We start from the raw sequence: 26,951 nt of genomic DNA, 5'->3' as shown, positions 1-26,951 counted from the left end.
GGCAGCAGGCCTCGACGTTGATTCCCCTTTCTTGTCCGACGACCCCGACATCACGGGTCCCGATGGCTGCGGCGCTCGACGGCATATCAGCAGCGAGGGCCTGACGATGCCGCCTGCGGCACCCCGCACGATCTGCACCGGACCGATGAAGACGGCCGTGCAAAAGCTGCTTCACGCCGCGCACCACGACAGCAGGCTAACTGTCGCGGCGGTCAAAACAGCGATCGGACACCACCCATCAGCCTTTCAAGAGCAAGGGGATTCTTGTTGTCGGCTAATGATCGGCAACACGCCAAACGTGTATATTTCTGTTGCATTTTAATAAAATCTTCAGCATGCATTAACCGTACCGATGTAGGATTTGTTCACATCCGTGCGGTCCGACAGGCGTCCCGCCAGCGCTGTCGGTCCACGGTTTCCCTTGGTTCTGCGTTTTCAGGGTGTGCATGTGCGTGACCGGTTTCGAGACCTCGAGGGCCCGTTGGCCGTCAGGAAAAAGGACGTGGTGTTAATGGCGACTGTCAGCAGTTTCGAGAGCCTGTCTCATCCGACGCGATCCGAACTGCGCCAATTCGCCGAGCTTTTCACACCGCTGTTCCAAGCCTCCTCCGACGAGGCCAAGCGCCAGGCGGTCGCCGCCCTTTCCCAATGCCCGACGATGCCGGCAGCCGTGGCGCTGTTCATCGGCAATCAGCCGATCGAGATCGCCGCACCCTTTCTTGCCGCCTCCAAGGCCATTGCCGACGACACGCTGATCACCATTGCGCGCATGCAGGGCGCAGCCCATGTCAAGGCGATCGTCAGCCGCGACTCGCTGTCGCCGAAGGTCATCGACGCGCTGGTGGCGTTGCGCCAGACCCAGCCGCGACCCGCGCCCCCCGCAGTACCGATCACAGAATCGGAGGCCGTGCCGCTGTCGCCGGCCTCGGCGGAGAGCGAGGCCGAAGCGCTGGAGGAACAGCGCATCGCCAATGAAGAGGCGTTGCGCGAGCGCATTCTCGACCTTGCCGGCCATCTCGGCCGCAAGGACGAAGACCGGCTCGGCCTGCGCACGCTGACCGACATTCAGGAGGCGCTGCTGGTGCGCTTTGCCCGCTCGCGCGAGGCAAACCATTTCGCAACCGCGCTCGCCGATGCGCTTTCCGCCAGCCGCTGGCTTGCCGAACGCATCATGCTCGACCTATCGGGCCAGCAGCTCGCCACGACGTTGACGAGCCTCGGTATGGGTTTTCTCGACGCCGTCTTCGTGCTGGAACGGTTCTACCCGCACCTGGCCGAACAGCAGCACAATGTCACGCGCGCCTGGATGGCGCTCGATGCGCTCGATCCGGAAGAATGCCACGAAAGGGTAGAGGCTTGGCGGCGCGCCGACCGCTACACCTACAAGCCGGAGGCGGCCGCGACGACTGCGCTTGCGGAAACGGAAAGCCACCGCTTCGTCCGCCAGGCGCCGGTGCAGCGCGATATGCGCGTGCTCGGACGACGGTCACGCTGAGCCATCCCGCGCGAGCGGGATCATGTCGCCTAGTTCCTCCGCCTCCAGCTCGACGATCCAGAGATCGGGGTCGAAGCGGCGTTCGCGCTCCAGCATTGCCCGCACCGCTTCCGGCTCGCTGCGCGCAAGACGGATTTCGAACAGGCGATCGCGGATCTCGTCTTCGCCGAAGGCGGTCTGCGGTGCCGGCGCATAGAGTGTTTCCAGGCCGTCGCGGAAGTGCTGGCGGATGAAGATCGCACCGGCCTCCTCCGCCCCCTTCTTCTCGACGGCGGCGAAATCGCCGCTGGCGAAGACGCGGCGCAGCAGGGATGAAACGAAGATGTCGGCGCGTAATCTCATCGGCGCGGTATAGACCGGCGCGTCGGCATCGGCAATCCGCAGGCAAATAATGACGATGCGTCAGACCTTGACCGCCAGCCGCAATCCGCCCCAATGGCGGCCCCCCACGGTGATCGGCGCGGAAATATCCTTCATCATTGCGAAATTGCCGCCGCCCATGTCGCGCCGATAGGTCTGAACAAGGAAAGGCGCGGTGCTGCGACCAGCGGCAAGGCCGACACGATCGGCGAAGATGCGGCGATTGCGGCAATTGGCGGTGTTCCAGACGCCGTCGCCCGGCCGCTGCGGCTGCGAGAATTTCCGGTTATGGGTCGGCAGGTAGCCGTTTTCGTCAACTGCGGCGCAGAAGGCGACGCGCTCGTCAAGGGCAACCACGGGCTCCTGAATCGGCGGCAGCAGGCGGTCGGTTAGTTCGGTGAAGGCGGCCATCATCTGCGCCGGATCGGTGCCCGGTATCGGCCGATAGCGTCGGTCGAAGAGCGCGTCGAGGCCGATCTGCCCCTCGGCGACGGCCCGTTCGAATGCGCCTGATATCTGCCTTGCCACCGACTGAGCCTCCTCGATCCAGCGGCTGTCAGCGGTCTTCACCCCGGCGCTCGCCGTCAGCTGGACCAGGATTTCGGAGAGACCGACGACGCTGTCGACCCGTTTTGCAGCCTGCTGCAGCCTGATATTCGAACCGGCGACCTCGCCCGACACCTCGCTGAGCTTCTCGACGAAACCGGCGCATTGCTGGTCGACGGCCTCAGTCGTGTTGGCCATGACGGTCGAACTGTCGAGGATGCGGGTGATGACATGCTCCATGCTTTCGAAGGCGCCGCGCATCGCCTCCGACTTGTCGCGCACACCAGCGGCACTCTCACGCGCATCGCCGCCAACCACCGACAGCCGGTCGATCTTCACCCGCAATTCGTCCAGCGTGTCCTGGATCGAGCCGGTCGCCTTCGACGTCTGCAGCGAAAGCGCCCGGACCTCGGCGGCGACGACGGCAAAACCCTTGCCCGCATCGCCGGCGCGCGCTGCCTCGATCGCGGCGTTCAGCGCCAGGAGGTTGGTCTGGCGGGCAATGGTGCTGATCTCGTCGGCAATCTTGTCGACATCGGCCAACGACTTCGAAAAGCCGGTGATTTCGGCACCGATGACGTTGGAGGACTGAACCATGTGGCCGATCTCGGCAACGGAGCCGGACAGGCGGTCGGCCGATTCCTTCAGCATCTGGCGCGCTTCGGCCGCAGTGCGGTCGGTCTCGCGCAGCGACAAGGCGACCGAACGGTTGGTTTCGGCAATCGAAAGCGCGGTGCTGGTGACATGATCGAAGGCGGAGGCATGGCGGGCCGACATCGCCGCCATGTCCTGAATGGCGCCGGCGATATCGACGAGATCGATGCCGAGCGTCGAAGCCTCCTCGGCGAGGCGCTGCAGGATGTGGTGCAACGCCGTGCGATCCGGGCCTTCCGCTTCGACTACCGGTTCTGCGGCCAGATCGTCTATTGCCTTCAGTGCATGCATGACCGACGTTCCCCCTCAATCGGCAAAGCTTCGATCAACATGGTTAATAAGTTGCAAACGGCAACAACCTCTTAGACTTAGGTTGTAGCCGTCTCGAGCAAAGCTTGCTGCCGCAGGCGGCGCGCCATGCTTCAGATCGCGCCGATTTCCTTGAGTTTCTTCAGCACCGCCTCGTTCGGCTCGCCGTTCTCAGGCAAGTTGTAGTGCTTCTGGAAGTGGCGGATGGCGGCGCGGGTCTGCTCACCGGCAACACCGTCGACGCCAACATTGGCATAGGCCATGTTGGAAAGACCCTTCTGGATCTTCAGCACCAGGTCGACAGCGGTGAGTTCGCTTGAAGGAAGCTGCTTTGCGGCTGGTGGCGCCGTCTTGACCGTCTTTTCGGCGCTGCGGATGGCGGCGGCCACCGGGTCTTCCGCCGCCGCCTTCGAGCTCACGTCCTCACGCGGTTTTTCCACCGGCACGGTCGAAGGGCCGGCAGCGTCGGTTTTTAGTGCCGCCAGCACTTCCGGTGTCGCTTCCCCGGTCTGCGCCATGCCGACGGTCTCCTGGAAGAAGAGGATGGCGGCGCTGGTGCGGGGGCCGATGATGCCGTCAGGGACACCGTTATAGAGACCGCGGCGCACCAGCTGCTGCTGGATACCCATGACCAGCTCGCTCGGCTGCTGAGTTGGTGCGGCCGGCGCCGGCGTCGCGCTGGTGGTGGCGGCATCCTCAGGCCGTTCGATCCGGAAGGTGGTAACGTCGCCCTGCTGCTCTTCGGCAGGGCGACGGGCGCCGAGCACACTTGGAGACTGCGGATCGCGGGTGCGGAAAATCGGATGCGGATGCAGGCCGGGCTGATACCAGAGCGCATTGGCCGCGACGAATGAGAAGATGACGAAGAAGGCGATGGTGCCGCCGGCAACCGACGGATTGCGGCCGATGACGCCGCCGAGCACCGATGCGCCCTGCAGGCCGAGACCACCCAGCGCAGATGCTCCCTGCAGGCCGAGGCTGCCGAGAGCGGCTGCACCCGACACGACAAGGCCCGACTGCTGCCGTCGGTTTTTTCCCTTAGGCGATTTTCGCTTGCGCACGGCCATCGAAAAGCCCCTCTTCCAATTCTACCCCTGTTTTGACCGCGTCCTTCAGCCGCGGCGGAAACTCGACGGTCGCGCCATGGCCGGCATCTTCGGCCCGCCTGGCGCCCGAACCGTCCACCGCGATCTCGATGGTGATGATCGTACCCTCGCCCGGCTGGCTGGCGATAGCAAAATTTCCGCCATGCAGCGCCACCAGCCCCTTGACCAGCGAAAGGCCGAGGCCAGTGCCTTCGAAGCGGCGAGTGTAGTCGTTCTGGATCTGGACGAAGGGCTGGCCGAGCATTGCCAGCTTGTCGGCCGCAATGCCGATGCCGGTATCGCTGACAGTCAATTTCAGGATGCCGTCGCGGGCCGCCGCGTCGACGGAGACGACGCCGCCGGCCTCGGTGAACTTTACCGCATTGCCGACGAGATTGATGAGAATCTGCTGGATGGCGCGCTGATCGGCGACGATCTCGCCGAGGCCGCGCTGGATCCGGCTCGTCAGGGTGACGCCCTTGCTCTTGGCCTGCAAGGCCAGCATCGATTCGCAGGATCTGACGGAGGCCGATATATCGAAGGCTTCGAGGATCAGCTCGTAGCGGCCGGCTTCGATCTTGCTCATGTCGAGCATGGTGTTGACGACGGAAAGCAGATGCGCGCCGGATTCTCTGACGAGGCCGACATATTCCCGCTGGCGGTCGTTTTCGAACTTGCCGAAATATTCGCCGATCAGAATGTCGGAAAAACCGAGAATGGCGTTGAGCGGCGTGCGCAGCTCATGGCTGACGGCGGCGAGGAACCGCGATTTGGCATCGTTTGCCGATTCTGCGTCGGCCGCGCGGCTCTGCGCCTCGGCCCGCAGCTGCTGCTCGACCGAGACATCGCGCAGCTGAGCGATGACGGCGGCAAGCTCGCCATCGGCATCGTGCCGGGCGGTCATATCCATTCTGAGGTGAGCGAACTGGCGCTGATCGCGCGAAACGGACGGCCGGTCGAGACGCAGATCGACGCTTGCGGCATCCTCGCCGCGGCGCAGGCCATCGAGCGCCTGCAGGAACAGGATCCGATCGGAGACATGCACCTGCTCAAGAAAGCCCCTGCCCTTAGGATCGCGCATCCAGGCGAGGAAATCGCGCCGGTCGCGGCCGCCGATGGTGGCGACGCTGCCGTGCGGATCGAGGAACAGGACGAGGCCGGGCGTGACGGTCAGGAAGAAATCCTCGGCCGTCTGCGTGGCGATGCCGGCGGATGAGCCCTGGCGGGCGAGCGCAATGCTGCCGACGGCGGAAAAGAGGAAGGCGGCGCAGACCATGGCGACGCCGGCCGGCAAGGCGACGGCGGGGCTGGTGACTGCCGAAAGAGCGATGGGCGCGGCGACGAGAGCGGCCGAGGAGAGCAGCACGAGGCGCCGCAGAATCGCAAGCTCGCGCTGGCGCACGGCTTCGCCGCCGCCCGTCCGGGAAAGCCAGCTTGTCGCCGCCCGGTCTACGAGCGCCGTCACCCAGCCGCCAATGTCACTCAATACTCGCACGCAATACCCGCCCGAAAAGGCTGTCTGTCGATGCGGACAATAGGCCCCCGCGACTTAAGGAAAGGATAAGGCAAAAGCGCTGTTCACAGCCAGAAAGCGCAGAAAATCCCGTTTTGAAGCATCCGAGAGCCCCTTTGCTTTTTGTGGTTAATAGCCGGTAAGCAACGGAATTCCTTCATATTTCAGCTCGACGTTAACTCCTGTGGCAAGGCGAGCGGCCAAAAGCCCTGCAATTGCAAGCAGGTGCTGCCCTGATGCTTAACGGTAATCGCTCGCATTCGACTTAAATGCAGCTCAAATCCGCTTCGCTAAAATTTGAATTAAATTTGCCGCAAATGCGCGCGAGTTTCGAAAAGCGGCATTCGCAACTTATCGATAGGGTGAAAGCCACACCGGACAACCGGCCTGATTCGGCGAAAAGAACCGGACGGGAAACAGGATGGGCAACGACAATGTGGTTTCTGATCAAAGGATCCTTCTGGTTTGGCCTTGTGCTCGTGCTTCTTTCCGTCTTCAGCACGGAGGGTTCCGACAAGCTCGCCAGCGCCCCGCAATTGCAGCTTTCCGACGCCTTTGCGGCGGCGAGCGGCGCCTATGACTATCTGACCGGCATGTGCTCGGAAAAGCCCGAGGTCTGCGCCAAGGGCGCCGAGACCCTGACGGCGCTCGGCTACCGGGCCCGCGAGGGCGCTCACGTCGCTTATGAACTGCTCGACAGCCAGTTCAGCGACGAGCCGGCAACAACCGCAAGGCTTGCCGAAACGGCAAAGCGGCCAGCACCCGCCCTGCCCTCCCTCGCCGCCCCTTCCGTCCAGGAGAAGGTGCGCGAGGCAAAGGCTGCACTCAACCAGCCGATGCCCTACCGTCCGCCGGTCGACGATGAAACGGCACCCGAGACGGTGGTAACCGGCGCGATCCCGCTGCCGACGCCGAAACCGGCGAGCTGACGACAGTGCGCGGGCGCCCGCCCGCAGCGCATTCCGACTTCTCCATTCTGTTGACGCAATTCCGTACAGAAAACAGCTTCGCCGCCGGAATTGCCTGAGCTTGCATCGGTGGTCCGTATGACGCGGAAATGGCCCATGCCTGACGTGCCTGCCCTGTTTAATTCAGCATCTTGCTGCGCCGTGAGGATGCCCATCACTCACGGCGTTTCTTTTCAGAACGTATCACGCACAGAATGCAGCGGGGTCCGGCGCGACATGCGCAAACAGAAAAAAACAGAAGCACGGGCAAATACGAGAGGCCGCGACGCGCTTTAACGGTTCAAATCTGTCGGTCTTTCACCTATATGCATTACTAGAGCATGTCCGGAGGCAAAATTGCCGTGCAGCTTTGCCGGCATGCCAATGGTGAAAGGCTTTCCATGGCATCCCTCGACCAGATCATCGACGACTTTGCCTTCCTGGACGATTGGGAAGACCGCTACCGCTATGTCATCGAACTCGGCAAGGCGTTGCCCGAGCTGGCCGAGGAAAAGCGCACCTCCGAAAACAAGGTGATGGGCTGCGCCAGCCAGGTGTGGCTGGTGACGCACACGTCGGGCGATCCGGACAATCCGATCATGAGCTTCGAGGGCGATTCCGATGCCCATATCGTGCGCGGTCTCGTCGCCATCGTGCTTGCCACCTATTCAGGCAAGCCGGCATCGGAGATCGCCGCGCTCGATGCCTTCGAAATCTTCTCGAAGATCGGACTGGTGGAGAACCTGTCGTCGCAACGCTCGAACGGGCTGCGCTCGATGGTGAGGAGAATCCGGGAAGAGGCGAACGTCCGCGCCGCGGCGTGAACGCGATTCGATTCGCCCCCAACGCGGCGTGGCAGCGCCGTATAATTTAGTATATTAACACTTACTTATAGTACAGGAATACATTCTATGCTTAACCCCGAAGCATAAGATGCGGCTCCTCGTTATATCCCGCCTTCACCTGCTTCGTTTCCGATCGGCGCGAAATAGTCTGGAAGATCGTTTTCCTCGCCAGGAGCAGGATGATTTCAGACCTCCCCGGACTAAAGTCTGATTCCCGCTGTCAATTATGAGTCGGAACAGAATGCCCCCCGAAAACGGCTCGCGTTTTTTGGAATCTCAGTCGCGTTACAGACAGAAAAGCCGGGCGCAAGACCCGGCTTTTGTCGTTGATTGCTTTCGAAAAAGCTCAGCCGCGGCCGCGCTTGCGGCGCTGACCCAGGCCCATTTCCTTTGCCAGGCGCGAACGCGCTTCGGCATAGGCGGGCGCCACCATCGGGTAGTCGGTCGGCAGGTCCCACTTCTCGCGGTATTCTTCCGGCGAGAGAGAGTGATGCGTCATCAGGTGACGCTTGAGGGACTTGAAGTTGCCGCCGCATTCCAAACACGTAATCTGCTCGTCCTGTACGGACTTGCGGACAGAGACTGCAGGCTTCTGCTTTTCGACGACGGCCGCAGCGGGCTGCGGTACGGACGTGTTGCTCAGTGCCGAATGCACGTCGGAAATCAGATTCGCCAGGTCGCTGACCGGGACAACATGGTTGCTGACATAAGCCGCCACGATGTCGGCCGTCAGCTCCACAAGCAGCTCCGGCCCATTGCCGGTCGCCATATCCGTCATATTTCTTCTCCTGTTAGCATGCTCAAACGATCTTTGACTGTCACGCCAAAGACCCGCCTCGTAGAAGCGAACAGCAAAAGCACAGGAAGCAATCTTCTGTTTCGAAAAACGTGAAATCCACCCCTAGATTCCGAAGTTCGAGACCTGTTCTTATACTGCCTGATTGAAAACCACTACGTCCGGCCCCAGGCGATGGCCTCAGTTTAGACATTGAAAAATCAACACTGAGGGACTTGGAAGCAGTACGATTGTAATTCACAATCAGAATTCTACTTACATTTTCAAATACCATCGTTTGGCCGAAAGGCCAATTATTATTTGTCGTTTTTCTTGAGAAAAAATGGCCGACGAAGAATTATAGGACTTTAGGCCAAGCTTTACTCACAGCTTCCTGTGCATAAGTCGACGTAAAACAGGTTAAGATGGCAATCGCAACCCCTCAGCGTTCACGCATATCATCGCATACCGAGATGGCGCCGAGATCGTGTCCCGAATGATGGGCCGCCCTGGCCAGCAGATGGGCGGAAACCGGCGCCGTCAGCAGGAAGAAGACGAAACCGGCAAGGGCGCGGGCGATAACCGCCGGGTCCTGCGAATAAAGGCCGGCGGCAAAGAGCAGCAGGCCGGAGCCGACGGTGCCGGCCTTCGAGGCCGAGTGCATGCGCGTGTAGAGATCGGGCAGCCGGACCAGGCCGATGGCCGCCGCAAGGGCAAAGAGCGCGCCCGCAATCAGCAGCAGCGCGGTGACGACTGCGACGAGATAAGCCATCATCGTCCCTTCCTCCTTGCCCGGCGCGACTTTGCGCCGCCCTTGGCTGCGGATGCCGGCGACGGCGATTGGATGTTGCCGCGCGACAGCACGAACCGGGCGAAGGCAACAGTTGCCAGAAAGCCGACGAGGCCGAGCGAGATGGCGATATCGATATAGAGGGAAAACCCTGTTTTGACCGCGATCACCGCGATGAAACCGATGGCGATGCCGGTCAGCATGTCGAGGGCGAGGATGCGATCCGGCAATGTCGGACCGGCAACGACGCGCCAGACGGTCAAAAGCAGCGCCAGGCCGAGGATGACGAGGGCAGCCGCGGATGCGACGGCGACGATGGCGGCAGGCGTGATCACCGGCAGGCCTCCATGATCTTGCGTTCGAAACCAGTGGCAATGCCGCGTTTTGTCGCCTCCGGATCGGAGCAATCGAGCGCGTGGACATAGAGCGTGCGGCGATCCGACGAGACATCGACGGAAAGCGTACCGGGTGTCAGCGTGATGAGATTTGCGAGCAGGGTGATCTCGAAATCGCTCGTCACCGTCAGAGGAAAGGCGAAGATACCTGGCTTCAGTTTCATATCCGGCGAGAGAACGGTGAGCGTGACCTTCCAGGCCGATAGCGACAGTTCCTTGACGAAGAGGGCCATGAGCGACAGCACCAGGCGGGTGCGACGCAGATACCCCCTGCCGCCGAAAGGTTCGCGGATGACGGCCAGCGCCAGGGCGGCCAGCAGGAAGCCGAAGACGAAATTATGCAGCGAGGCGCTGCCGGTGACAGTGACCCAGGCGATGGCGAGCAGCAGGTTGAAGACGAAAGCGATCACCGCTGAGCTCCTTGCGGAAAGACCGAATGGAGATAGGCCTGGGGATCGGCAAGGCCGGCGGCGGCCGCTTGCGACAGCGCCAGCAGCCGTTCCGGCAGGATGCCGAAGCCGATGGTGAGCGCCGTTAGCGCGGCGAGCGGCAGGCCGGTGCGCCAGGAGGGTTTCGACGGCGCGAGCACCATCGGCGCGGGGCGCCAATAGGCAAGGAGGAAGAGGCGGCCGAAGGCGATCATCGTCAGGAAGCCGCCGGCGAGGATTGCCGCCGCCAGCCACCAGGTACCGCTATCGAGCGCGGCCTTGACGAGCATAACCTTCGGCCAGAAGCCGGAAAAGGGCGGTAGGCCACAGGCGGCAAGGAAGAGCACGAGCGACAGCCAGGTGAAGCCGCCGCTTTGCCGGTAGAGCCCGCCGAGATCCGACAGGCAAAAGCCGCCGCCGCGCCGGCCGATCTCGCCGGCGGCAAGATAAAGCGCCGTCATCAGCACCATGGAATGGAGCGCGTAAAAGATCGCGCCGCCGATGCCGCCGGGATTGCCGAGCGCGATGCCGGCAAGCATGTTGCCGATGCCAGATATGACGACATGGCCGATCAGCCTGCGGATGTCGTTTTCGGCCAGAGCGCCGAGCGCGCCGACGAGGATGGTCGCGGCCGCCGCGAGCGCGATCACAAGGCTGAGTTCGGCGCGTTCGGCCGGCAGCAGCATGACCATCACCCTGACCAGCGCGTAGATGCCGACCTTGGTCAGCAGGCCGGCAAACAGCGCCGAGACGGTGATGCGCGGCGTATGATAGGCGGCAGGCAGCCAGAAATTGACCGGGAAGGCAGCCGCCTTCATCGCGAAAGCAAGCAGGAAGAGGCTAGCCAGCGACATCAGCGGCGCCGTGCCGCCGATGTCCCTCGCCTTCCCGGCGATATCGGCCATATTGAGCGTGCCGAAGACGGCATAGAGAATGCCGACGCCGGCCAGGAAAAGGGTCGTGGCGATCAGATTGAGCACCGCATATTTCAGTGCGCCATCGATCTGCTGCCGTTCCGAGCCGAGGATAATCAGCCCGAAGGACGAGATCAGCAGCACCTCGAACCACACATAGAGATTGAAGACGTCGCCGGTGAGAAAGGCGCCGGTGACACCGGCCATCAGCAGCATGAGGAGCGGAAAGAAACCGTATCGGCGGCCGCTCTCGCCGATGTCGGCCAGCGCAAAGATCCCGCCGGCGAGCCCCGCAAGGGCTGCGGCGAAGGCCATCAACGCACCGAAGAGATCGACGGTGAAAGCGATGCCGAAGGGCGGCAGCCAGCGCCCCATGACCATGGTCAGCGGCCCTTCAGCCGTAACCTTGGCAAGCAGCGCCGCATCCATCAGCGCCAGGCCCGCAAGGCCCGAGATGGCCAGGCAGGCCTGCAGCCGGGGATAGGCGCGCACCATCAGCAGCACAGCACCGAGCGTGATGCAATGGGCGACCGGCAGGATGGCGAGCCAATGACCGATGGGTACCGGGGCGGTGACCAGGGCGGCGGCGAGATCGATGGTGGCGGTGGGAGCGGCCATGCGATCAGTTTTCCTTTCCGGGCGGCGAGGCTTGCTCCCTCTTCTCCCCAGCGGGGAGAAGGTGGCCCGAAGGGTCGGATGAGGGGGGCCGCACGGTATAGGCTATCCTTCGTTGTGCCGAAAATACTGCCCTTCGCTTGCGCTTCGGACGCTCGTCGCTATTGCTCCTCACCCCCCTCATCCGCCCTGACGGGCACCCTCTCCCCGCTGGGGAGAAGAGGGAAGCAGCCGACAGCGCTTCGACCAAGCTCCGCACCTCCATCCTCAATACCCCAATGGCGGCAGCGGCCGGTCGTCGGGCTCGGCGGCGCGCATTTCGCTGGTATCGTCGGTGCCGAGATCCTGATAGGCGCGGTAGGTCAGCACCATTAGGAAGGCGAGGAAGGAGAAAGAAATGACGATCGCCGTCAGGATGAGAGCTTGCGGCAGCGGGTTGGCGGTGCCGGCGGGCAAGGCGTCGAGACCCGCCGGGATGATCGGCGGCACCTCACGTGTCAGCCGGCCTGATGTAAAGAGCAGCAGATTGACCGCATTGCCGAGGATTGCGATGCCGAGCATGATGCGGATCGAAAATCTCGACAGCATCAGATAGATGGCGGCGGAAAAAAACAGGCCGACGAGGATCGCAAGAAGCGGCTCCATCACTCCATCTCCTTTTCTTCCAATGCCACTTCCTTTTCTTCCAACGTTACGGCGATCGAAGTGATGGCGCCGAGCACGACGAGATAGACGCCGACGTCGAAGAGCATGACGCTGGACAGCGGCACCTCGAGGCCAAGAACGTTCGGGTAGATCCAGAGGCCGGTCATGAAGGGAACGCCGAAGAGGATGGAGAGAAGACCGGCCGCTGTCGACAGCAGCAGGCCGCAGCCGGCAATCGACAGCGGATGGAAGAACAGGGCGCGGCGAACGGCGGCGACGCCGCGGGCAATGCCGTAGATCGCCAGTCCCGAGGCGGCGATCAGCCCGCCGATGAAGCCGCCGCCCGGCTCGTTATGGCCGCGCAGCAGCACGAAGACGGAAAAAAGCAGCATCAGCGCGGTGAGGAACGGGGCGACGGTGCGGAAGATCAAGGTGTTCACGCGATCACTCCCCCGCTCCGACAGCATCCGGATCATTGACGGCAAGTTTACGCTCGCTGCCGGCGCGGATGCGGATCAGCGCCAGGATGGCAAGGCCGGTCACCGCGACGACAGCGATTTCGCCGAGCGTGTCGGTGCCGCGGAAATCGACGATGATGACGTTGACGACGTTGGCGCCGTGGGCGATCGATTTGGAATAGGCGTTGAAGAATAGTGTCAGCGCGTCGTTGAACGGCAGCTGCGTTGCTCGCAGCAGCAAAAGTGAAAAACCGAGACCGCAGCCAAGCGCCAGCGCAGCGTGCAGGAGCCTGCGGCCGGGCGAGCGCCGATCGTCGGGAGAGAGCCGAAGCCTGGTCATGACGAGGGCGAGGATGACCACCGAAAGCGTTTCGACCATGAACTGAGTGAAGGACAGGTCCGGCGCACCAAACAGCAGAAAGATGACGGCGACGGCAAAGCCCTGGATGCCGAGCGAGACGATCGCCGTCAGCCGGTCGCGGGCGACGAGCACGGCGGCAAGGCCGAACGCGGCGATCAGAAACACCGCCCATTCATACAGCCTGACATCTGTCGGCCAGGCGGGAAGGTGCGGCAGTTCGCCATAGAGGATCGGGGGAATGATGAGGATGGCGGCGAGGCAGAGGAAGGTGCAGGCGACATAGATCTCCAGCCGCCCCGGCTGGACAAAGCGGATGAGGCGGCCGGCGAAACGGACAAGGCCCACCATGGCAAGGTCGAAACCATGGTCCGGCCCGCGCCCGGCCGCGCGCAGAAAAACCGCCATCCAGAAACGCGCCCGATCGAGCTGCCAGTAGACGCCGATGCCGAGCAGCACGGTCAGCAGCGAAAGGGCCAAGGGCAGGCCGATATGCGGCGCCAACGAAATGGAAATCTCAACCGGGGTCCCGCGGATCGCGGCTGCGATCGGCGAGGACAGAGCGACATGGGTGAAGCTCGCAAAAACCGCCGACAGCAGGCCGAGGATGGCGAGAACGGCCGGGCCGAGCCAGAGCAGGACGGGCGCCTCGTGCACGGCTTTCGGCATCTGCGCCGGCCGGCCGAGGAAGGGTTTCAGCGCCACGGCAAGGGCGACGGCGAGCATCAGCGCGTTGCCGAAGACGGCGATCGCCGTGAAGGTGATGGCGCGGATGTCGCCGCCGGCGAGCGCTGTATAGATCTCCTCCTTGGCAAGAAAGCCGAAGAAGGGCGGCAGGCCGGCCATGGAAAAGGCCGCGGCAAGGGCGATGATCCATGTCAGCGGCATCGCCCGCCTGAGGCCGCCGAGCCGGGTGATGTCACGCGTGCCGGTTTCGTGATCGATGATGCCGGCGACCATGAAGAGCGCCCCCTTGAACAGGGAATGCGCCACCAGATAGAGCGCCGCCGCCTCCACCGCATGGTCGGAACCGAAGCCGATCAGCATGACGAGCAGGCCGAGCGAGGAGACGGTGGTATAGGCGAGCTTGAGCTTCAGGTCGGTCTGGCGGATAGCGAGCGCGGTGCCGACCACCAGCGTCAGCCCGCCGAAGAAAGGCAGAAGGATTTCCCAAGCGGACGTTGCGCCCATGACTGGATTGAGCCGCATCAGCAGATAGACGCCGGCTTTCACCATGGTGGCCGAGTGCAGGTAGGCCGAAACCGGCGTCGGCGCCTCCATGGCGTTCGGCAGCCAGAAATGAAAGGGAAACTGCGCCGACTTGGTGAAGGCGCCGCCGAGCACCAGAATGAGGGCCGCGAGATAGAACGGGCTTTCGCGCAGCATATCGCCCAATCCGATCAGCTGCGACATCTGCGTGACGCCCGACATGTTCCAGAGTATGAGCAGGCCGGCAAGCAGGCAGAGCCCTCCTCCGCCGGTGACGACAAGCGCCTGCAAGGCAGCGCGACGGGCCGCCTCGCGCTCGTGATCGAAGCCGATCAGCAGGAAGGAGGTAATCGACGTCAGCTCCCAGAAGATGAAGAACATCAGGAAGCTGTCGGACACCACGATGCCGAGCATCGCGCCCATGAACAGAAAGATGAAAGAGAAGAAGCGGCCCTGATCCTTATGTCCCCGGAGATAGGCGCCGGCATAGAGCACGATCAGCGTGCCGATGCCGGTGATCAGCAGCGCGAAAGCCAGCGACAGCCCGTCGAGGAACCAGGAAAAGGAGAGCTGGTAGCTCGGCACCCAGGCATAACCGCCGGTTACGATCTGACCGCGCGCGACCTGCGGAAGCAGGCGCAGAAAATGCAGGAAGGCAAACAGCGGAGCGGCCGCCAGCAGCCAGGCGCCATTTGCGCCGAGGATGCGGATGACGAAGGGAGCGGCAAGAGCGCCGGCGAGCGGCAGACACAGGGCCAGAAATGTCAGAGCCGTGACATCGGCCATGTCTCCTCCTCTACCAGCCAGACGGAAATCCGATCTCAAATCGGCTCGTCTTCTGACTTAGGCGAAACGGCAGGGCGTCTCAAGCGATTTCGGTCGCAGCAAAGGCGCGCTGTAATTTTCCAAGCCCTCAGGCCATCGATCGGGAAAGACGCGTCAGCAGCCGGACGGCGCAGCCGTGCAGGACGAAGGCCAGAAGCGTCAGCGGCCACAGCAGGCAAGCGATCAGCCCGGCGAGACGATGGAACGTCAGGCCGTCATGATTGGCCCAGCCTTCCAGCATCGTGATCGCGATGGCGACCGCGGCCACGAGACCGTAGAGCAGGACGATTGCCGCTTCAAACACGAATGTTTCCTCAATGCACGTAACATTAACCCTAACAGAAAACCCTTAATAGATGTAAAAGAAACGTCTTCCCTGAATTTCTGCATGTCGCGATTCTAGTGGCGCGGCGCCGGAGGCTTGATGAAGCAAGGCCGGCGCCCCACATTTTCTCACAAACGGAACGCCCCTCGCCGAAAGGAGCACGTCATGTCCGAAACTGCAACCACCGCCAAGATCAATAAAACCGATGCCGAATGGAAAGAGCAGCTGACGCCGGAGCAATACCGCATCACCCGCCAGCACGGCACGGAACGCGCCTTCACCGGCCCCTACTGGGATTCCTTCGAAATCGGGCTTTACCGCTGCGTCGGCTGCAACGCGCCGCTCTTCCGCTCCGACACGAAATTTGATGCCGGCTGCGGCTGGCCGAGCTATTTCGAAGCCGTGTCGCCCGATGCGGTGACCGAGCATCGCGACACGACCTACGGCATGGTGCGCACCGAAATCCGCTGCGGCACCTGCGACGCCCATCTCGGCCACGTCTTCCCCGACGGCCCGCCACCGACCGGCCTGCGCTATTGCATCAACGGCCACGCCATGGTGTTCGAGCCGGGGAAATAGGCGCTCGCTTCCGGAAATCGGCGAGCATGCGATCCCGCAGGCAGGAGAGGCAGATGGCGCCCGACATCATCCTTCATGCCGACCGGCTGATCCTGCGGGAAATCACGCCTGCCGATCTGCCCTATCTCCACCGCATTTTCGGCGATGCCGAATGCATGCGTTATTACCCTGGGATAAAAAGCTACGACAAACCGCGCGCTGGTTTCAGCGTCTCGCCTTCGACAGCTATAGCAGCCACGGTTTCGGCCTCTGGGCGGTGACCGACCGGCAGAACGGCACATTGCTCGGCGATTGCGGCATCACGCTGCAGGAAACGTCCCGAGGGCTGGAGCCCGAGCTCGGCTATCATCTACGGCGCGATTATTGGGGCAAGGGCTATGCAGCGGAGGCGGCGAGCGCCTGCCGCGACCAAGCGCTCAATACGCTGGACCTGGAACGCATCGTCTCGATCGTCAGGCCGGATCACATCCGCTCGCAACGGGTCGCTGAGCGAGTGCATCAGCGGCGGGAAACATTCTTCAAAGCTGCTGGCCCCGATGACGGCAAGGTGGAATTCCACCTCCATATTACGGAGAAGGCGTAGGGCGTAGCAGACAAGGCCGATCTGCGCCTGTTCGAACGGGGGGACAAGGAGACGCCGATCCCTAGAATTGGCTCGCCCGGCAAGAAAGGAAAGTGCGTCATCAGTTGAGCATCGTTCAACTCGACCGCGACGTTTGCAGCCGATGTCATTGCACGACCTTGCGCAAGGATCGACGCGATGTCGCTTCAGATACGACCTCGGTGCGCGCTTCTGGTTGGAAAATCCGCCAATTTTCCCTTCATTCCTATTGAATTGAAAGCCTGCAACGACCAATTAATCTACCGCCAGCCGAGCACCGCCTAAGAGGCCGCCGCCTCATCGCTGATCGCAGCTTGGAGGCCGCTTGGCACAGATTGCTCGTTCAACATCGCGGTAGGGAAGGAGCGAATGATGAAACCCGATGTGTTCAAACAGCCTGTCACAATTTTTGTCGGCCTTGGATTTCCAGCAGAAGTCCGAACAGTCATGGAAGCGTATCGGCATCTTGCCGAATGGCCGGCGACACTCAGAGATGCGGCCCATTCGATTGCCCTCAAGGCCTGCACTGCCGCACTCCGCGGCGAAATCGAGGTGGAAACCGCCCGTGGTCCGTTCGTCGCGTTTGCTGAGAAACACGATTTGCTGGCGCCGGAGAGCGCAGCCTCGATGACGTCGCTTTCGCAGCGGAACAAGGAACCGCACGTTCGTTGAAACCTTCGGGGCATGAGTTCCCAGCTGGCCGATTGGCCCGCGGTGTAGAAACACTACACCCAGCGGGACGGCAGCGCGTTAACATCACGAGCGGGACGAGTTACTCTGAATGTCGCCCCCAGGGACCGGGCAAAAAAGAACGGGCTCGGGCACCCGAGCCTGTTCACACTGGACAAATGCGCAGATGCTGCCTTCGGCGAGGACAGCGACCACAATGCCGCCAATCGCATGCGCCCACATGGCTGCCGTCACGGCCGAGAAGCCGGGAATGATGACCAATGCAACTTGCGGGGCGCGCAGGCCCCGCGACCCGTCCGACTCCGTTTCGGGCGGTCCGCCTCTTTTTATTTGATCACACCAGGCCTTCCACGATTGGCGACCCACTATGGCGTGGGCAAACCTTAAAACCCGACGCGAGGATTATTTCCTGCACATCAGGCCGGTGAGCCTAAGAGACCCCGACGCGCGAGTGACGCTCCGCGTGTCGGGGAATAGCAAGGGGGGTGTTTTCTAGGGCAACAACATCGGATCGCCTTGTGATAGATCTATGACAACACACGTTATTTTGCAATTCATATTATTTTTGAAGTATAGTTTCCTCTCTGCACCAAGGCTCAGGCGGTTGCTTTCGAAAGTGTGCGGTTTAAGACAAAAGCTCTGACGCGGATAATAAAAGTAAAACTGTCTCTTGTTCTTTGGTATTGAAGACAAGGCCGCTCAGCGCTCTGTTGCTATCACCCCATGCATCCAATTCTCCTGTGCGTTGAGCGGCCGCTTGATCTGTCGTGCGTGATAAAAGCGTACGTACCCGCAGTGCTGCAATGGTTTATACTTATCTCTGAGGCTAGACCTGCGTTAGCTCAAACACCTTCGAGCTCATTTTTACCTCACTGAAAACGGTGGTGATCAACAAGGATGGGCAAGTCGAAGGTCCACGACGGAAACACAATACCAAAACAGATCCGTTTGTCATTCAAGCGAGCTGATCAGCAGGTTCGGCCGGAACCAGAAGCGACTTCAAGTCGGTCTCGCTGAAAGTCTCTTTTTCGAGAAGAAGCCGCGCCGCCCGCTCCAGTGTCTTCTTTCGCGCTTCAAGCAATCCGACCGTTCTATCGAAAGCCTCATCGACAATTCTGCGGATCTCTTCGTCAATCGTTGCTGCGGTCTCGTCGGAATATTCGTGTTCCTGTGGGCCGTAGAAAGGCTGGTCGGTGGAGAGTAAGGAGCGTCGGTCCTTCTCCAACGCCACATGGCCAAGCTTTTCGGTCATGCCATAGCGAGTGACCATCGCGCGAGCGATGTCGGTCACCTTGACCAGATCGTCCGCGGCGCCGGTTGAAAGATGACCATAGATGATCCACTCCGCCGCGCGGCCGCCAAGCAGGACCGCCATCTTATTCTCGAGCTCCTCGCGGGTCATGAGAAATCCTCGGTGGGGCGTTGGATCGTGTAGCCGAGCGCGCCGATGCCGCGCGGAATGATGGAAACCTTGTGGACTTGATCGACGCCTGGCAGCGCCATGGCAACGAGCGCATGTCCCATCTCGTGATGAGCGACGATTTCGCGCTCTTTCGGATTGAGCAGCCGGTTTCGCTTTTCGAGGCCGGCTATGATGCGCTCAACCGCGTTGTTGAAATCTTCCATGGCAACCGCATCTGCCTTGCGCCGGGTGGCCAATAGCGTCGCCTCGTTGACAAGATTGGCGAGATCGGCGCCCGTGAAGCCCGGTGTCAGCGCGGCGATCTTCTCTACTTCGACTTCCGGTTCCAGCTTCGTCTTCGTCAGATGCACCTTGAGGATCTGGATACGGCCCGCCTTGTCGGGGCGGTCCACCAATACCTGGCGATCGAAGCGCCCCGCCCGAAGGAGGGCGGGATCGAGGATTTCCGGCCGGTTGGTCGCCGCGAGCAGCACGAGACCGGTAGAAGAATCGAAGCCATCGAGCTCCACCAGAAGCTGGTTCAGCGTCTGCTCCTTCTCATCATGTCCTCCCGCCATCGGGCCAATCCCGCGAGCACGCCCCAGGGCATCAAGTTCATCGATGAAGATGATGGCCGGCGCCTTGGCACGCGCCTGTTCGAAAAGATCGCGGACGCGAGCGGCACCGACGCCCACGAACATTTCGACGAATTCAGAGCCGGAGATCGAAAAGAAGGGTACGCCAGCCTCACCGGCGACCGCTTTCGCCAGCAGGGTCTTGCCGGTGCCGGGTGGGCCGACCAGCAAAACACCCTTCGGCATGCGGCCGCCAAGCCTGCCGTAAGCTGCCGGGTCCTTGAGGAAATCGACGATTTCCTTGAGTTCTTCCTTTGCCTCATCGACGCCGGCTACGTCATTGAAGGTCACGCCGGTGTCGGATTGGACGTAGATCCTCGCTTTGCTCTTGCCAATCTGCATAAGGCCGCCGCCGATCCCGCCGCCCATGCGCCTCAGCATGAACATCCAGACGCTGGCGAAGAGAGCCACCGGGATGAGCCAGGACAGGAGATCACGCAAAAAGGTGCTTTCGATCTGGCCGGCTACGATCACGCCGTGTTGTTGAAGCTGCTGAGCGAGATCCGGCTCCACACGGGTCGTCACGAAATATGCATTGTCGTTCTGCGGCTGCTTGTAACGCCCCTGGATAAATCTGTCAGAGACGGCAACTTCGGCGATTTTGCCGTCACGCAGGTCCGCTTCGAACTGGCTGTATGGAATGCGCGCCACCTGCGTCGCCGTTGCAAAGAAATACTGGATCGCCATCAGGATGAAGAAGGCGGCGATCCAATACCAGATGTTGAATTGCGTTTTCTTGTTCATCTCCATGCCGCCGCTCCCGTCACCGGATGACCAACAGCAAGTGGCCGCCATCGCGGATCAATTCAAGCGCCACGATGGCTGGATTCTTGGCAACGGCCCGTCGTAGGTCGGCGACGGAGGCAACCGGAATCCTGTTCACCGCGACGATTATATCGCCAGGTCGAAGGCCGGCGCGAGCGGCCGCGCTGCCAGACGCCACGCTCTCGATCACCACGCCGAAGCCGCCAAACTGAGATCCAGCCTCGGATGCATCTCTCATTTTGGCGCCTTCGAGCAGCGTTCCGGAGACGTCTGCCACGACCTTGTCCTCGGCCGCGATCGTGACGGCGATCACCTGCTCGTCATCGCCACGCTTCACCGTCAGACTGACCTTGCTGCCCGCGGGCGTGAGCCCGATGCGGTTCCTAAGGTCGGTCGAGCCATGGATGGGACGCCCGTCGATTGCAGTCACGACGTCTCCGGTCTTCAGTCCGGCGCGTTCGGCCGCGGAACCCGGTTCGATATTCGCGATAAGCGCGCCTCGCAGGTCGCCGAGTCTGAGAGCTTCAGCCAAGTCCGGCGTAAGATCCTGGATGCCGATGCCGAGTCTACCGCGCTCGACCTTGCCATGGGCGATCAGCTGGTTCATCACCGTTGCGGCCATGCTGCTGGGAACCGCAAAACCGATACCGACGTTCGCGCCGGCGGGGCTGAGGATCGCCGTATTGACCCCGACCAGCTTGCCGTCGAGCGTCACCAGCGCGCCGCCGGAATTGCCCGGATTGATCGAGGCGTCGGTCTGGATGAAATCCTCATAGCCCTCGATGTTCAAACCGCTACGTCCAAGTGCGCTGACGATGCCGGAAGTCACCGTCTGGCCGAGCCCAAATGGGTTGCCGATGGCGACGACATAGTCCCCAACCTTTAGCGCATCGGAATCTCCGATCTGGATCGCCGTGAGGTTTTTTGCGTCGATCTGGAGCAACGCGATGTCGGTATCCTTATCACTGCCGATGAGTTTTGCGGGCAACCGGCGTCCCTCCTTCAGCGTGACGGAAATTTCAGCCCCGCCATCGACGACATGATGGTTGGTGAGTACATATCCTTTCGAGGCGTCGACGATCACTCCGGAACCGGCACTCATCCTGGCCCTCTCCTGCTGCTCCGGCAGATCGAAGAAGGGGCGGAAACTCGGATCGTTATAAAGAGGGTTGCCTTGAGTCGTTGTCTTTGAGACGACTGCTATATTGACCACGGCCGGTGTGACTTGTTCAAGCATGGGAGCCAGCGTCGGCAAGCGGGAGGAAGAAGCTGCCGATGATCCCGCTGTCTCCGGGGTGGCCGGCGTGACCGTTATCAAAATGGCGCCAAGGGCAAAAGCAATTGAGGTTACAGTCCCGCGGATCCTCGGGGCGAGATCTGACATGGTTTGCTCCTTGAAATGGTTTCACCATTCAACGGGCTGTTTAACAAAGAAGCGGGCCGGGGGTTCCCCGACCCGCTTTCGGTTGGGTTAAGCGGTCGACAGCGGATGGTTATGGCTAAACCAGATGCTGCCGGCGGCAAGTACCGCGACGACGATGCCGGCCACCACATGCACCCACATGGCTGCGGTGACGGCTGTAAAGCCAAGCGCCCATGGTGCGACCACCGCCCATATGCCGAGCACAAGATTGAGCCACTCCTCTGTCTCATAAAAGGCGTAGAGGGCTGCGGCGGCGATCAAGACGATGGCCGCACCGACGATCCAGGCGTTCCAGGCGGCGTAGGTTTCACCCGTGAAACCGAGCAGCCAGGGTGCGAGGAAAAGCGCCAGGCCGGCGACGATATTGACGATATCGAAAGCCATCCGGTTTTCGCTCGACGTAGACTTCAGCATCATTCATTCCTCCTTTCCTTGGTTGGCATCATCAGTGAACCGCCTCCGGCGGATCGGAGGCGGGTGCGGCCGCGGCATGCCTGCCACCGCCGCGAAGCTGGATTGAGGGTTCGCGCGGAGGATGCGCTTTGCCTCTGCTGGTTCGATCAGAAACAAGGCGAGTTCACCCGGCAGAAAGCTGCTCTGTGCGATCTCGTTTAGTGCGATTACGCTCGCGGTAGCGCGCGGCATTTCAAACCTCGGCTCCGCTCCTCGATTGAGTGAACGGCTGCGCGCCGCCGCTGCCACCGCCAGTGCGAACCTGTTCGCCAGAACTCTCTTGCAGTCGAATACAATCAGGGGATCCATGGCTGTACCTCATGCTGCGTTTTGCTCAGTCGCGAGCTGAGGATCCTGACGCTGGACATCCCGTTCTAGCGCCAGCAGTGCCTGGTCGACCTCTTCGAGGCGCGAAGGCCGATTTTTCTCTGGCATGCCCTCGTTGGTCGCTTGATCGATCAGGTACTCGGTCCAGGCCCAGTTCATCAAGATCGAACGCTTCTCCTCAAGCGACAGCGTTGAATCCCGAACGACCTCCATGGGCGCCGACCCTGTCGCGAGACCAGAAGCATCGTTGCGGCTGGACGCCTCGTCTAATGCCTGTTCATAACTCTCCTGAAGGTCCGTTAGGCCAAGCCGCTCCAACGTCGCGTCGGAGAAGGCGTGAGACGCCCGGTCCGATCGCGCACAGGTTTTCCGCTTCGACGGAACGGCCGCCTTGCTCGCCAGACACTCAACGATGTATGTCAGGCCCTGGCGTTCGGCGTAGCGGATTGCGGATTGAAGCGTCGGAAACTCCAGCTCCACCTGGGGGAGTGTGTCAGTACTACCCGTGTAGCCCATCAGCGGCTCGATGAACGGCGCTTTGCGGCGTTCAAAAGCAAGCCGCCAACCTGTCGTTCGCGCATGGCCCGATGTCATTGGGGAGCGCGATGGCTTGAAGATGCGGGCAATGGCATCCTCGGGAAATACGGAGCGCCCGAAGGTCAGAGATTTCCGCCGGTTATCATTCGAGGGCCGTATATCGGCCGTACCTGAATGATGCATCTCCCTAATAAACTCGATCATTTTATCCCTCCTTGTTGGCGAGGAATGCCGGCGGCCGCCTCAAGGCCGACCGCCGGGTGGTGTGGACCCATTAGCTCTTTATGGCGATCCGTTTGACCTGTGACTGAGCCTTTTCGGTCTTAGGCAAGCTTACGGTCAGGACACCGTTCTTGAAGGTGGCGTCGACCTGGTCTTCCTTGACCTCGGTGCCGAGCGGGATGCGCCGCTCGAAGCGGCCATAGTAGCGCTCGGAGAACTGCTTCTCCTTGTCTTCCGTTTCCGAACGCTTCTCACCCTTCAGCGTCAGCACGCCGTCATTGAGGAAGACCTCGATGTCCTTTTCCTCAAGACCGGGTACTTCGGCCGTCACCTTAATTTGCTTGTCGGTGTCGGAGATTTCGACACTCGGCCAGCCGGCGCCAAAGCTGCTGGCGCCTCGCATTGACGGCAGCCCGGAGCCGAAGCCACGGAAAACATCGTCGAACAGCCGATTGACTTCGCGATGGAGTGACAGGAAGGGATCGCGGTCATCATCGCGAAAGAGAGTCTGAACCTGGTTGCCGTTGTTGCGACCCCAGGGAATCAAATCACGGACACTCATGGTTTTACTCCTTTCTGGTAGTTCTTGGGCAAGCTGTGCGTTTGGCGCCAGGCTATTCCTGGCGCCACGTTCGCCTGCTGCCGGCGAAGCTCAGGCCGCATGCTTCCCGGCCTCGATTTGTTTCGGCTGCGCCTTCGCCATTGCCTGACCCGTTTCGATTCCGATCTGGCGTGGCTTCATCTCTTCAGGGATTTCGCGCTTGAGATCGATGGTCAGCAGACCGTCGACAAGCCGGGCATCCGCGACCTTCATGTAGGCGGCGAGGTCGAACCGACGCTGGAACCGTCCGGCAATACCGCGATGCAGGTATTGAACATCTTCGCCGTTGGCCTTCTGCCCCGCGACGATGAGCATGTTCTGCTCTTGGGTGATCGCCAGCTCCTCCCGTGAGAAGCCCGCTACTGCCATGGCAATACGGTAATCATCCTCGCCGGTTTTGACGATGTCGTAAGGCGGCCAATTGTCGATTGTTTCGGCGCGGCTTGCAGCCTCCAGCGCGTTCAACATCCGCTCGAAGCCGATGCTCGACCGAAACAGGGGAGCGAAATCGAGGTTTGTCCTCATAGCCATATCCTCCTTGCAAGCAACATGGATACAAGGAGACGCCAAGAGCGACCGGCGTCTCCTGGACCTTTGTGTCGATCCCTATTTGGCAATCGACAATAGTTATATAATTCAGTGCCTTACCAATACAAGAGGATCGAATTCCTCAACCAGAAAATTGATTTTTTAGAAGGCGCCACCATATCTGGGCGAAGCTTGAGCGAGGAGCAATAGCTATGACAATGACTTCAGAAGATGTCATCGCTGTCCTGGGGCCGGCCGACAAAATGTTTGTGGCCGAGGTCATCGCGACAGGTGCGACGCGGGCCGAACTTGCCGAGGCATTTGCATGGGCCAACAACGACGAGGCCTTGATGGGTGAGGGCCGGCATCTGCCGACAGGCAGGGTTGCCGTGCTTGTTGATCTGCTGAGATCGGATGAAGAGGAACTGGAATAGGAAAGGCGGATCACCCGCCTTCCCTAAACTACGCTTCATCAGGCGGTGGTGAGCACGCGGACATCGCCCTGTCGATTGATCACATCGACCACGACCTGGTGTCTCGACCGGCGGATAGCGACATCAGCGGAGCCATTACCGATCACCAGCCGTCGCAGGGTCACCTCGTCGAGGAAAGAAGGAAGTCGCGGCACGTTGAAGCTGATTTGCGAGTTGTTCGGGTCGAAATCCAGGCCCAGGCAGGATTGCAGCAGAGACACGGGTGCTGCTGCCGCCCATGCTTGAGGCGAGCAGGCGACCGGATAAGAGGTCGGTCCCCGTGCGCGCTGACGTGGCAGGCCGCAGAGGAGTTCGGGGAGCCGCCGCAGGTCGATATAAGTGGCGGCGGCAAACAGCCCCTCGAAGATTTGCGCCGCCTCGGCGCGATAGCCGTAGCGGGCGAGGCCACTGGCTATCAGTGCATTGTCATGGGGCCAGATCGAGCCATTATGGTAGCTCATAGGATTGTAGCGGGCTTCGGTGGAGGGAATGGTTCGGATCCCCCAGCCACAGAAGGACGAGGCACTCATCAGGGTGCGGGTCACCGGTGCGACCCGTTCAGGATAAGCAATACCGGTGTACAGCGCATGGCCGGCATTGGAGGATCGGACCCGGCACGGCCGTTTATCCCCGTCGAGAGCCAACACATAGGTGGCAAGTTCCTCATCGAAGAAGCTCATGTCAAAGGCGCGACGCAGCCCCTCCGCCCGTGCGAGAAAGCTCACCGCGCGTTCCGGCTTGCCCGTCCGCCGGAAGATTTCGGCAGCACTTTGCCAAGCGCCATAGACATAGGCTTGGACTTCGGCAATTGCGATCGGCCCCCTGGCCAATGTGCCGTCGGCATGGAAGACCGAATCGTGGCTATCCTTCCACGCCTGATTGATCAGTCCTTCTTGCGTCAGCCTCCCATATTCGACGAAGCCGTCGCCATCGCGATCTCCATGTTCGTCGATCCAAGTCAGTGCCGCTTCGAGATTCGGCAGGAGACGGTCGATGGTCGCGAGATCACCGGTTCGCTGGAGATAGGCGCCAGCCAGCATCACGAACAGCGGCGTCGAGTCGATGCTGCCGTAGTAGCGCCGGAATGGAACCTCGCCGAGTTCGGCCATTTCGCCGCAACGCACTTCGTGCAGGATCTTGCCCGGCTCGGCGTCTGAGGCAGGGTCAATGTTCGTCGCCTGGTTGGCCGCCAGGTGGCCGAGAACCCCGCGCGCGATCTCCGGATCCAGCCAAAGTGTCTGAAGCGCCGTGATCAAGGCGTCGCGGCCGAAGACGGTGCTGAACCAGGGAATGCCGGCATAAGGATAGGGGCCTTCCGGCTTGTCGGTGATCAGCATGTAGAGGTCCGAAGCGCTGCGCCGCGCGACTTCGTTGAAGATCTCGTTGGAGGTTGTAATCGACGCCGCGCGCGAGGTAGAGGCGCGCAACGCACGGCGCGCATCCCGCAATGCCAGGAAGAAGGAAAGGCGGCTCAGTCGGTCGGCGGAGGTCCCGTCGCAGCCGATCTGAATGAATAGCGATTTGGTCTCGTGCGGCTTTAGATGGAGATCGAAGGTGACAAGATCGCTCCGAATCTCGGCCGGTTCCGGCATGAAGGAAAGTCGTGTCGACCGCTTGCGATCGTCCAGACCAATATAGGAAAGCAGGATCCAATCCTGTTCCACGACGGCGGGAAGATGGTGCCCTCGCCTTGCCCTTGCGGTTCCGCGGACTTCGAAAAGATCCGCGAAATCGGCGCTGAACGCAATCTGGATTCGGACATGTTGCCGCCGCTCGTCATAGTTCCTCACGGCCAGCCGTTCATAACAACAGGCATTCCAGAGAAAGCGCGACCTGCGCAGATGTATGAGGTCATGCCCGAGAACCAGCTTTCCCTTCTCATCGAACTGATCCGGATTGGTGAGATCGCAAGTCAGCGTGGCGTTGTCATCCCGCAGAGTCGACGACAGAAGCATCGGCCGCTGTCCGTTGATCGTCAGATAGAGATGCGAGAGATAACGGGTATCCCGGTGGAAAAAACCTTCCGGGCTGCCGGGACCGGAAAGGGCATCGCCGTTGTGATCGAAGAGGGCGAAACAGTCGCCGTGCTTCAAGGTACGCGGCCGGCGCTCCTGCAGCGAAGCGGCGGCCGGAATGAAGAACTGAGCGACCGGCGCTGTCAGTCCTGGAGATGCTGTGGCGGAACTGCTCTCCGCAGACACGTTCGACATGTCTCCTCCCTAAC

General features: G+C 61.3%; 26 protein-coding genes and 2 pseudogenes. 7 read left to right on the top strand and 21 right to left on the bottom strand.

Annotated features, from left to right (window positions below; translation table 11 throughout):
• Positions 1-448: 448 nt before the first annotated feature.
• On the top strand, positions 449-1,495 hold the full coding sequence (locus PYR71_RS20075) for a DUF2336 domain-containing protein (protein ID WP_275620600.1): 1,047 nt from the start codon (positions 449-451) through the stop codon (positions 1,493-1,495).
• On the opposite strand, the gene PYR71_RS20070 is transcribed toward PYR71_RS20075, so the two are convergent.
• The 4 genes from PYR71_RS20070 to PYR71_RS20055 form a co-directional block, all read right to left on the bottom strand.
• Positions 1,487-1,837: a DUF1491 family protein gene (locus tag PYR71_RS20070; protein WP_010033104.1), complete on the bottom strand. Its 351-nt coding sequence runs from the start codon at positions 1,835-1,837 to the stop codon at positions 1,487-1,489. The two genes, PYR71_RS20075 and PYR71_RS20070, sit on opposite strands and share 9 nt — an antisense overlap.
• Before the next feature lie 60 nt (positions 1,838-1,897).
• Positions 1,898-3,346 carry a methyl-accepting chemotaxis protein gene (locus PYR71_RS20065; RefSeq protein WP_275620599.1) on the bottom strand — a complete coding sequence of 483 codons (1,449 nt, stop codon included), beginning with the start codon at positions 3,344-3,346 and terminating at the stop codon, positions 1,898-1,900.
• A 131-nt stretch (positions 3,347-3,477) separates the two neighbouring features.
• Positions 3,478-4,431 carry a peptidoglycan-binding domain-containing protein gene (locus tag PYR71_RS20060; protein ID WP_275620598.1) on the bottom strand — a complete coding sequence of 318 codons (954 nt, stop codon included), beginning with the start codon at positions 4,429-4,431 and terminating at the stop codon, positions 3,478-3,480.
• A complete protein-coding gene (locus tag PYR71_RS20055) occupies positions 4,403-5,944 on the bottom strand; it encodes a sensor histidine kinase (protein WP_275620597.1) in 1,542 nt (513 codons plus the stop codon). Before PYR71_RS20055 ends, PYR71_RS20060 begins: the two co-directional genes overlap by 29 nt.
• Before the next feature lie 452 nt (positions 5,945-6,396).
• Here PYR71_RS20055 and PYR71_RS20050 point away from each other — a divergent pair, with 452 nt between their 5' ends.
• Together PYR71_RS20050 and PYR71_RS20045 are read left to right on the top strand one after the other, a co-directional pair.
• Positions 6,397-6,891, top strand: coding sequence for a DUF5330 domain-containing protein (locus tag PYR71_RS20050; protein WP_183915349.1), 495 nt, complete (start codon positions 6,397-6,399; stop codon positions 6,889-6,891).
• Between the two features lie 419 nt (positions 6,892-7,310).
• Positions 7,311-7,733, top strand: a complete 423-nt coding sequence (locus PYR71_RS20045; RefSeq protein ID WP_064682317.1) for a SufE family protein — start codon at positions 7,311-7,313, stop codon at positions 7,731-7,733.
• Positions 7,734-8,100: 367 nt separating this feature from the next.
• On the opposite strand, the gene PYR71_RS20040 is transcribed toward PYR71_RS20045, so the two are convergent.
• The 9 genes from PYR71_RS20040 to PYR71_RS20000 all read right to left on the bottom strand — a co-directional run bounded on the left by PYR71_RS20040 (position 8,101) and on the right by PYR71_RS20000 (position 15,470).
• The gene (locus PYR71_RS20040) at positions 8,101-8,532 is read right to left on the bottom strand and encodes a Ros/MucR family transcriptional regulator (RefSeq protein ID WP_010060045.1); all 432 of its coding nucleotides are present in this window, start codon (positions 8,530-8,532) and stop codon (positions 8,101-8,103) included.
• Between the two features lie 439 nt (positions 8,533-8,971).
• Positions 8,972-9,304, bottom strand: a complete 333-nt coding sequence (gene mnhG / locus PYR71_RS20035) for a monovalent cation/H(+) antiporter subunit G (protein ID WP_183915351.1) — start codon at positions 9,302-9,304, stop codon at positions 8,972-8,974.
• The gene (locus PYR71_RS20030; protein ID WP_183915353.1) at positions 9,301-9,654 is read right to left on the bottom strand and encodes a cation:proton antiporter; all 354 of its coding nucleotides are present in this window, start codon (positions 9,652-9,654) and stop codon (positions 9,301-9,303) included. Before PYR71_RS20030 ends, mnhG begins: the two co-directional genes overlap by 4 nt.
• Complete coding sequence (locus PYR71_RS20025) at positions 9,651-10,124, bottom strand: Na+/H+ antiporter subunit E (protein ID WP_183915355.1); 474 nt, start codon at positions 10,122-10,124, stop codon at positions 9,651-9,653. Before PYR71_RS20025 ends, PYR71_RS20030 begins: the two co-directional genes overlap by 4 nt.
• On the bottom strand, positions 10,121-11,674 hold the full coding sequence (locus PYR71_RS20020) for a Na+/H+ antiporter subunit D (protein WP_275620596.1): 1,554 nt from the start codon (positions 11,672-11,674) through the stop codon (positions 10,121-10,123). Before PYR71_RS20020 ends, PYR71_RS20025 begins: the two co-directional genes overlap by 4 nt.
• 264 nt (positions 11,675-11,938) lie before the next feature.
• On the bottom strand, positions 11,939-12,316 hold the full coding sequence (locus tag PYR71_RS20015; RefSeq protein ID WP_275620595.1) for a Na+/H+ antiporter subunit C: 378 nt from the start codon (positions 12,314-12,316) through the stop codon (positions 11,939-11,941).
• Entirely contained in the window at positions 12,316-12,756 is a 441-nt protein-coding gene (locus PYR71_RS20010) for a Na+/H+ antiporter subunit B (RefSeq protein WP_275620594.1), read from the bottom strand. Before PYR71_RS20010 ends, PYR71_RS20015 begins: the two co-directional genes overlap by 1 nt.
• Positions 12,757-12,760: 4 nt before the next feature.
• A complete protein-coding gene (locus PYR71_RS20005) occupies positions 12,761-15,127 on the bottom strand; it encodes a putative monovalent cation/H+ antiporter subunit A (protein ID WP_275620593.1) in 2,367 nt (788 codons plus the stop codon).
• 127 nt (positions 15,128-15,254) lie between these two features.
• A complete protein-coding gene (locus PYR71_RS20000; protein ID WP_183915364.1) occupies positions 15,255-15,470 on the bottom strand; it encodes a hypothetical protein in 216 nt (71 codons plus the stop codon).
• Positions 15,471-15,656: 186 nt separating this feature from the next.
• On the opposite strand from PYR71_RS20000, the gene msrB reads away from it, so the two are divergent.
• The 3 genes and pseudogenes from msrB to PYR71_RS19985 all read left to right on the top strand — a co-directional run bounded on the left by msrB (position 15,657) and on the right by PYR71_RS19985 (position 17,343).
• Complete coding sequence (gene msrB / locus PYR71_RS19995; RefSeq protein WP_183915366.1) at positions 15,657-16,070, top strand: peptide-methionine (R)-S-oxide reductase MsrB; 414 nt, start codon at positions 15,657-15,659, stop codon at positions 16,068-16,070.
• 53 nt (positions 16,071-16,123) lie between these two features.
• A pseudogene (locus tag PYR71_RS19990) lies at positions 16,124-16,653 on the top strand (GNAT family N-acetyltransferase).
• 390 nt (positions 16,654-17,043) lie between these two features.
• Positions 17,044-17,343 carry a DUF982 domain-containing protein gene (locus tag PYR71_RS19985; RefSeq protein WP_275620671.1) on the top strand — a complete coding sequence of 100 codons (300 nt, stop codon included), beginning with the start codon at positions 17,044-17,046 and terminating at the stop codon, positions 17,341-17,343.
• 973 nt (positions 17,344-18,316) lie between these two features.
• Here PYR71_RS19985 and ftsH read toward each other — a convergent pair.
• The 7 genes and pseudogenes from ftsH to PYR71_RS19945 all read right to left on the bottom strand — a co-directional run bounded on the left by ftsH (position 18,317) and on the right by PYR71_RS19945 (position 24,251).
• Positions 18,317-20,148 (bottom strand): annotated as a pseudogene (gene ftsH, locus PYR71_RS19975) (ATP-dependent zinc metalloprotease FtsH).
• Positions 20,149-20,161: 13 nt separating this feature from the next.
• Positions 20,162-21,547: a DegQ family serine endoprotease gene (locus PYR71_RS19970; RefSeq protein WP_275620591.1), complete on the bottom strand. Its 1,386-nt coding sequence runs from the start codon at positions 21,545-21,547 to the stop codon at positions 20,162-20,164.
• Positions 21,548-21,634: 87 nt separating this feature from the next.
• On the bottom strand, positions 21,635-22,000 hold the full coding sequence (locus tag PYR71_RS19965; RefSeq protein WP_275620670.1) for an SPW repeat protein: 366 nt from the start codon (positions 21,998-22,000) through the stop codon (positions 21,635-21,637).
• 3 nt (positions 22,001-22,003) lie between these two features.
• The gene (locus PYR71_RS19960) at positions 22,004-22,348 is read right to left on the bottom strand and encodes a DNA-directed RNA polymerase subunit omega (protein ID WP_275620590.1); all 345 of its coding nucleotides are present in this window, start codon (positions 22,346-22,348) and stop codon (positions 22,004-22,006) included.
• A gap of 9 nt (positions 22,349-22,357) precedes the next feature.
• Positions 22,358-23,107 carry an NADH dehydrogenase ubiquinone Fe-S protein 4 gene (locus tag PYR71_RS19955; protein ID WP_275620589.1) on the bottom strand — a complete coding sequence of 250 codons (750 nt, stop codon included), beginning with the start codon at positions 23,105-23,107 and terminating at the stop codon, positions 22,358-22,360.
• Between the two features lie 70 nt (positions 23,108-23,177).
• Complete coding sequence (locus PYR71_RS19950; RefSeq protein WP_183915374.1) at positions 23,178-23,687, bottom strand: Hsp20/alpha crystallin family protein; 510 nt, start codon at positions 23,685-23,687, stop codon at positions 23,178-23,180.
• A gap of 90 nt (positions 23,688-23,777) precedes the next feature.
• Positions 23,778-24,251, bottom strand: coding sequence for an Hsp20 family protein (locus PYR71_RS19945; RefSeq protein ID WP_275620588.1), 474 nt, complete (start codon positions 24,249-24,251; stop codon positions 23,778-23,780).
• 215 nt (positions 24,252-24,466) lie between these two features.
• On the opposite strand from PYR71_RS19945, the gene PYR71_RS19940 reads away from it, so the two are divergent.
• The gene (locus PYR71_RS19940; protein ID WP_183915376.1) at positions 24,467-24,688 is read left to right on the top strand and encodes a hypothetical protein; all 222 of its coding nucleotides are present in this window, start codon (positions 24,467-24,469) and stop codon (positions 24,686-24,688) included.
• Between the two features lie 38 nt (positions 24,689-24,726).
• Here PYR71_RS19940 and PYR71_RS19935 read toward each other — a convergent pair whose 3' ends face one another.
• A complete protein-coding gene (locus PYR71_RS19935; RefSeq protein ID WP_275620587.1) occupies positions 24,727-26,937 on the bottom strand; it encodes an amylo-alpha-1,6-glucosidase in 2,211 nt (736 codons plus the stop codon).
• Positions 26,938-26,951 lie beyond the last annotated feature (14 nt).

It is taken from the genome of Rhizobium mulingense, from assembly GCF_029194105.1.
GTDB classification, from domain to species: Bacteria; Pseudomonadota; Alphaproteobacteria; order Rhizobiales; family Rhizobiaceae; genus Rhizobium; species Rhizobium mulingense.
Note: the sequence above shows the minus strand (reverse complement) of the source record. Positions and strands in the feature narration are given on the sequence as shown.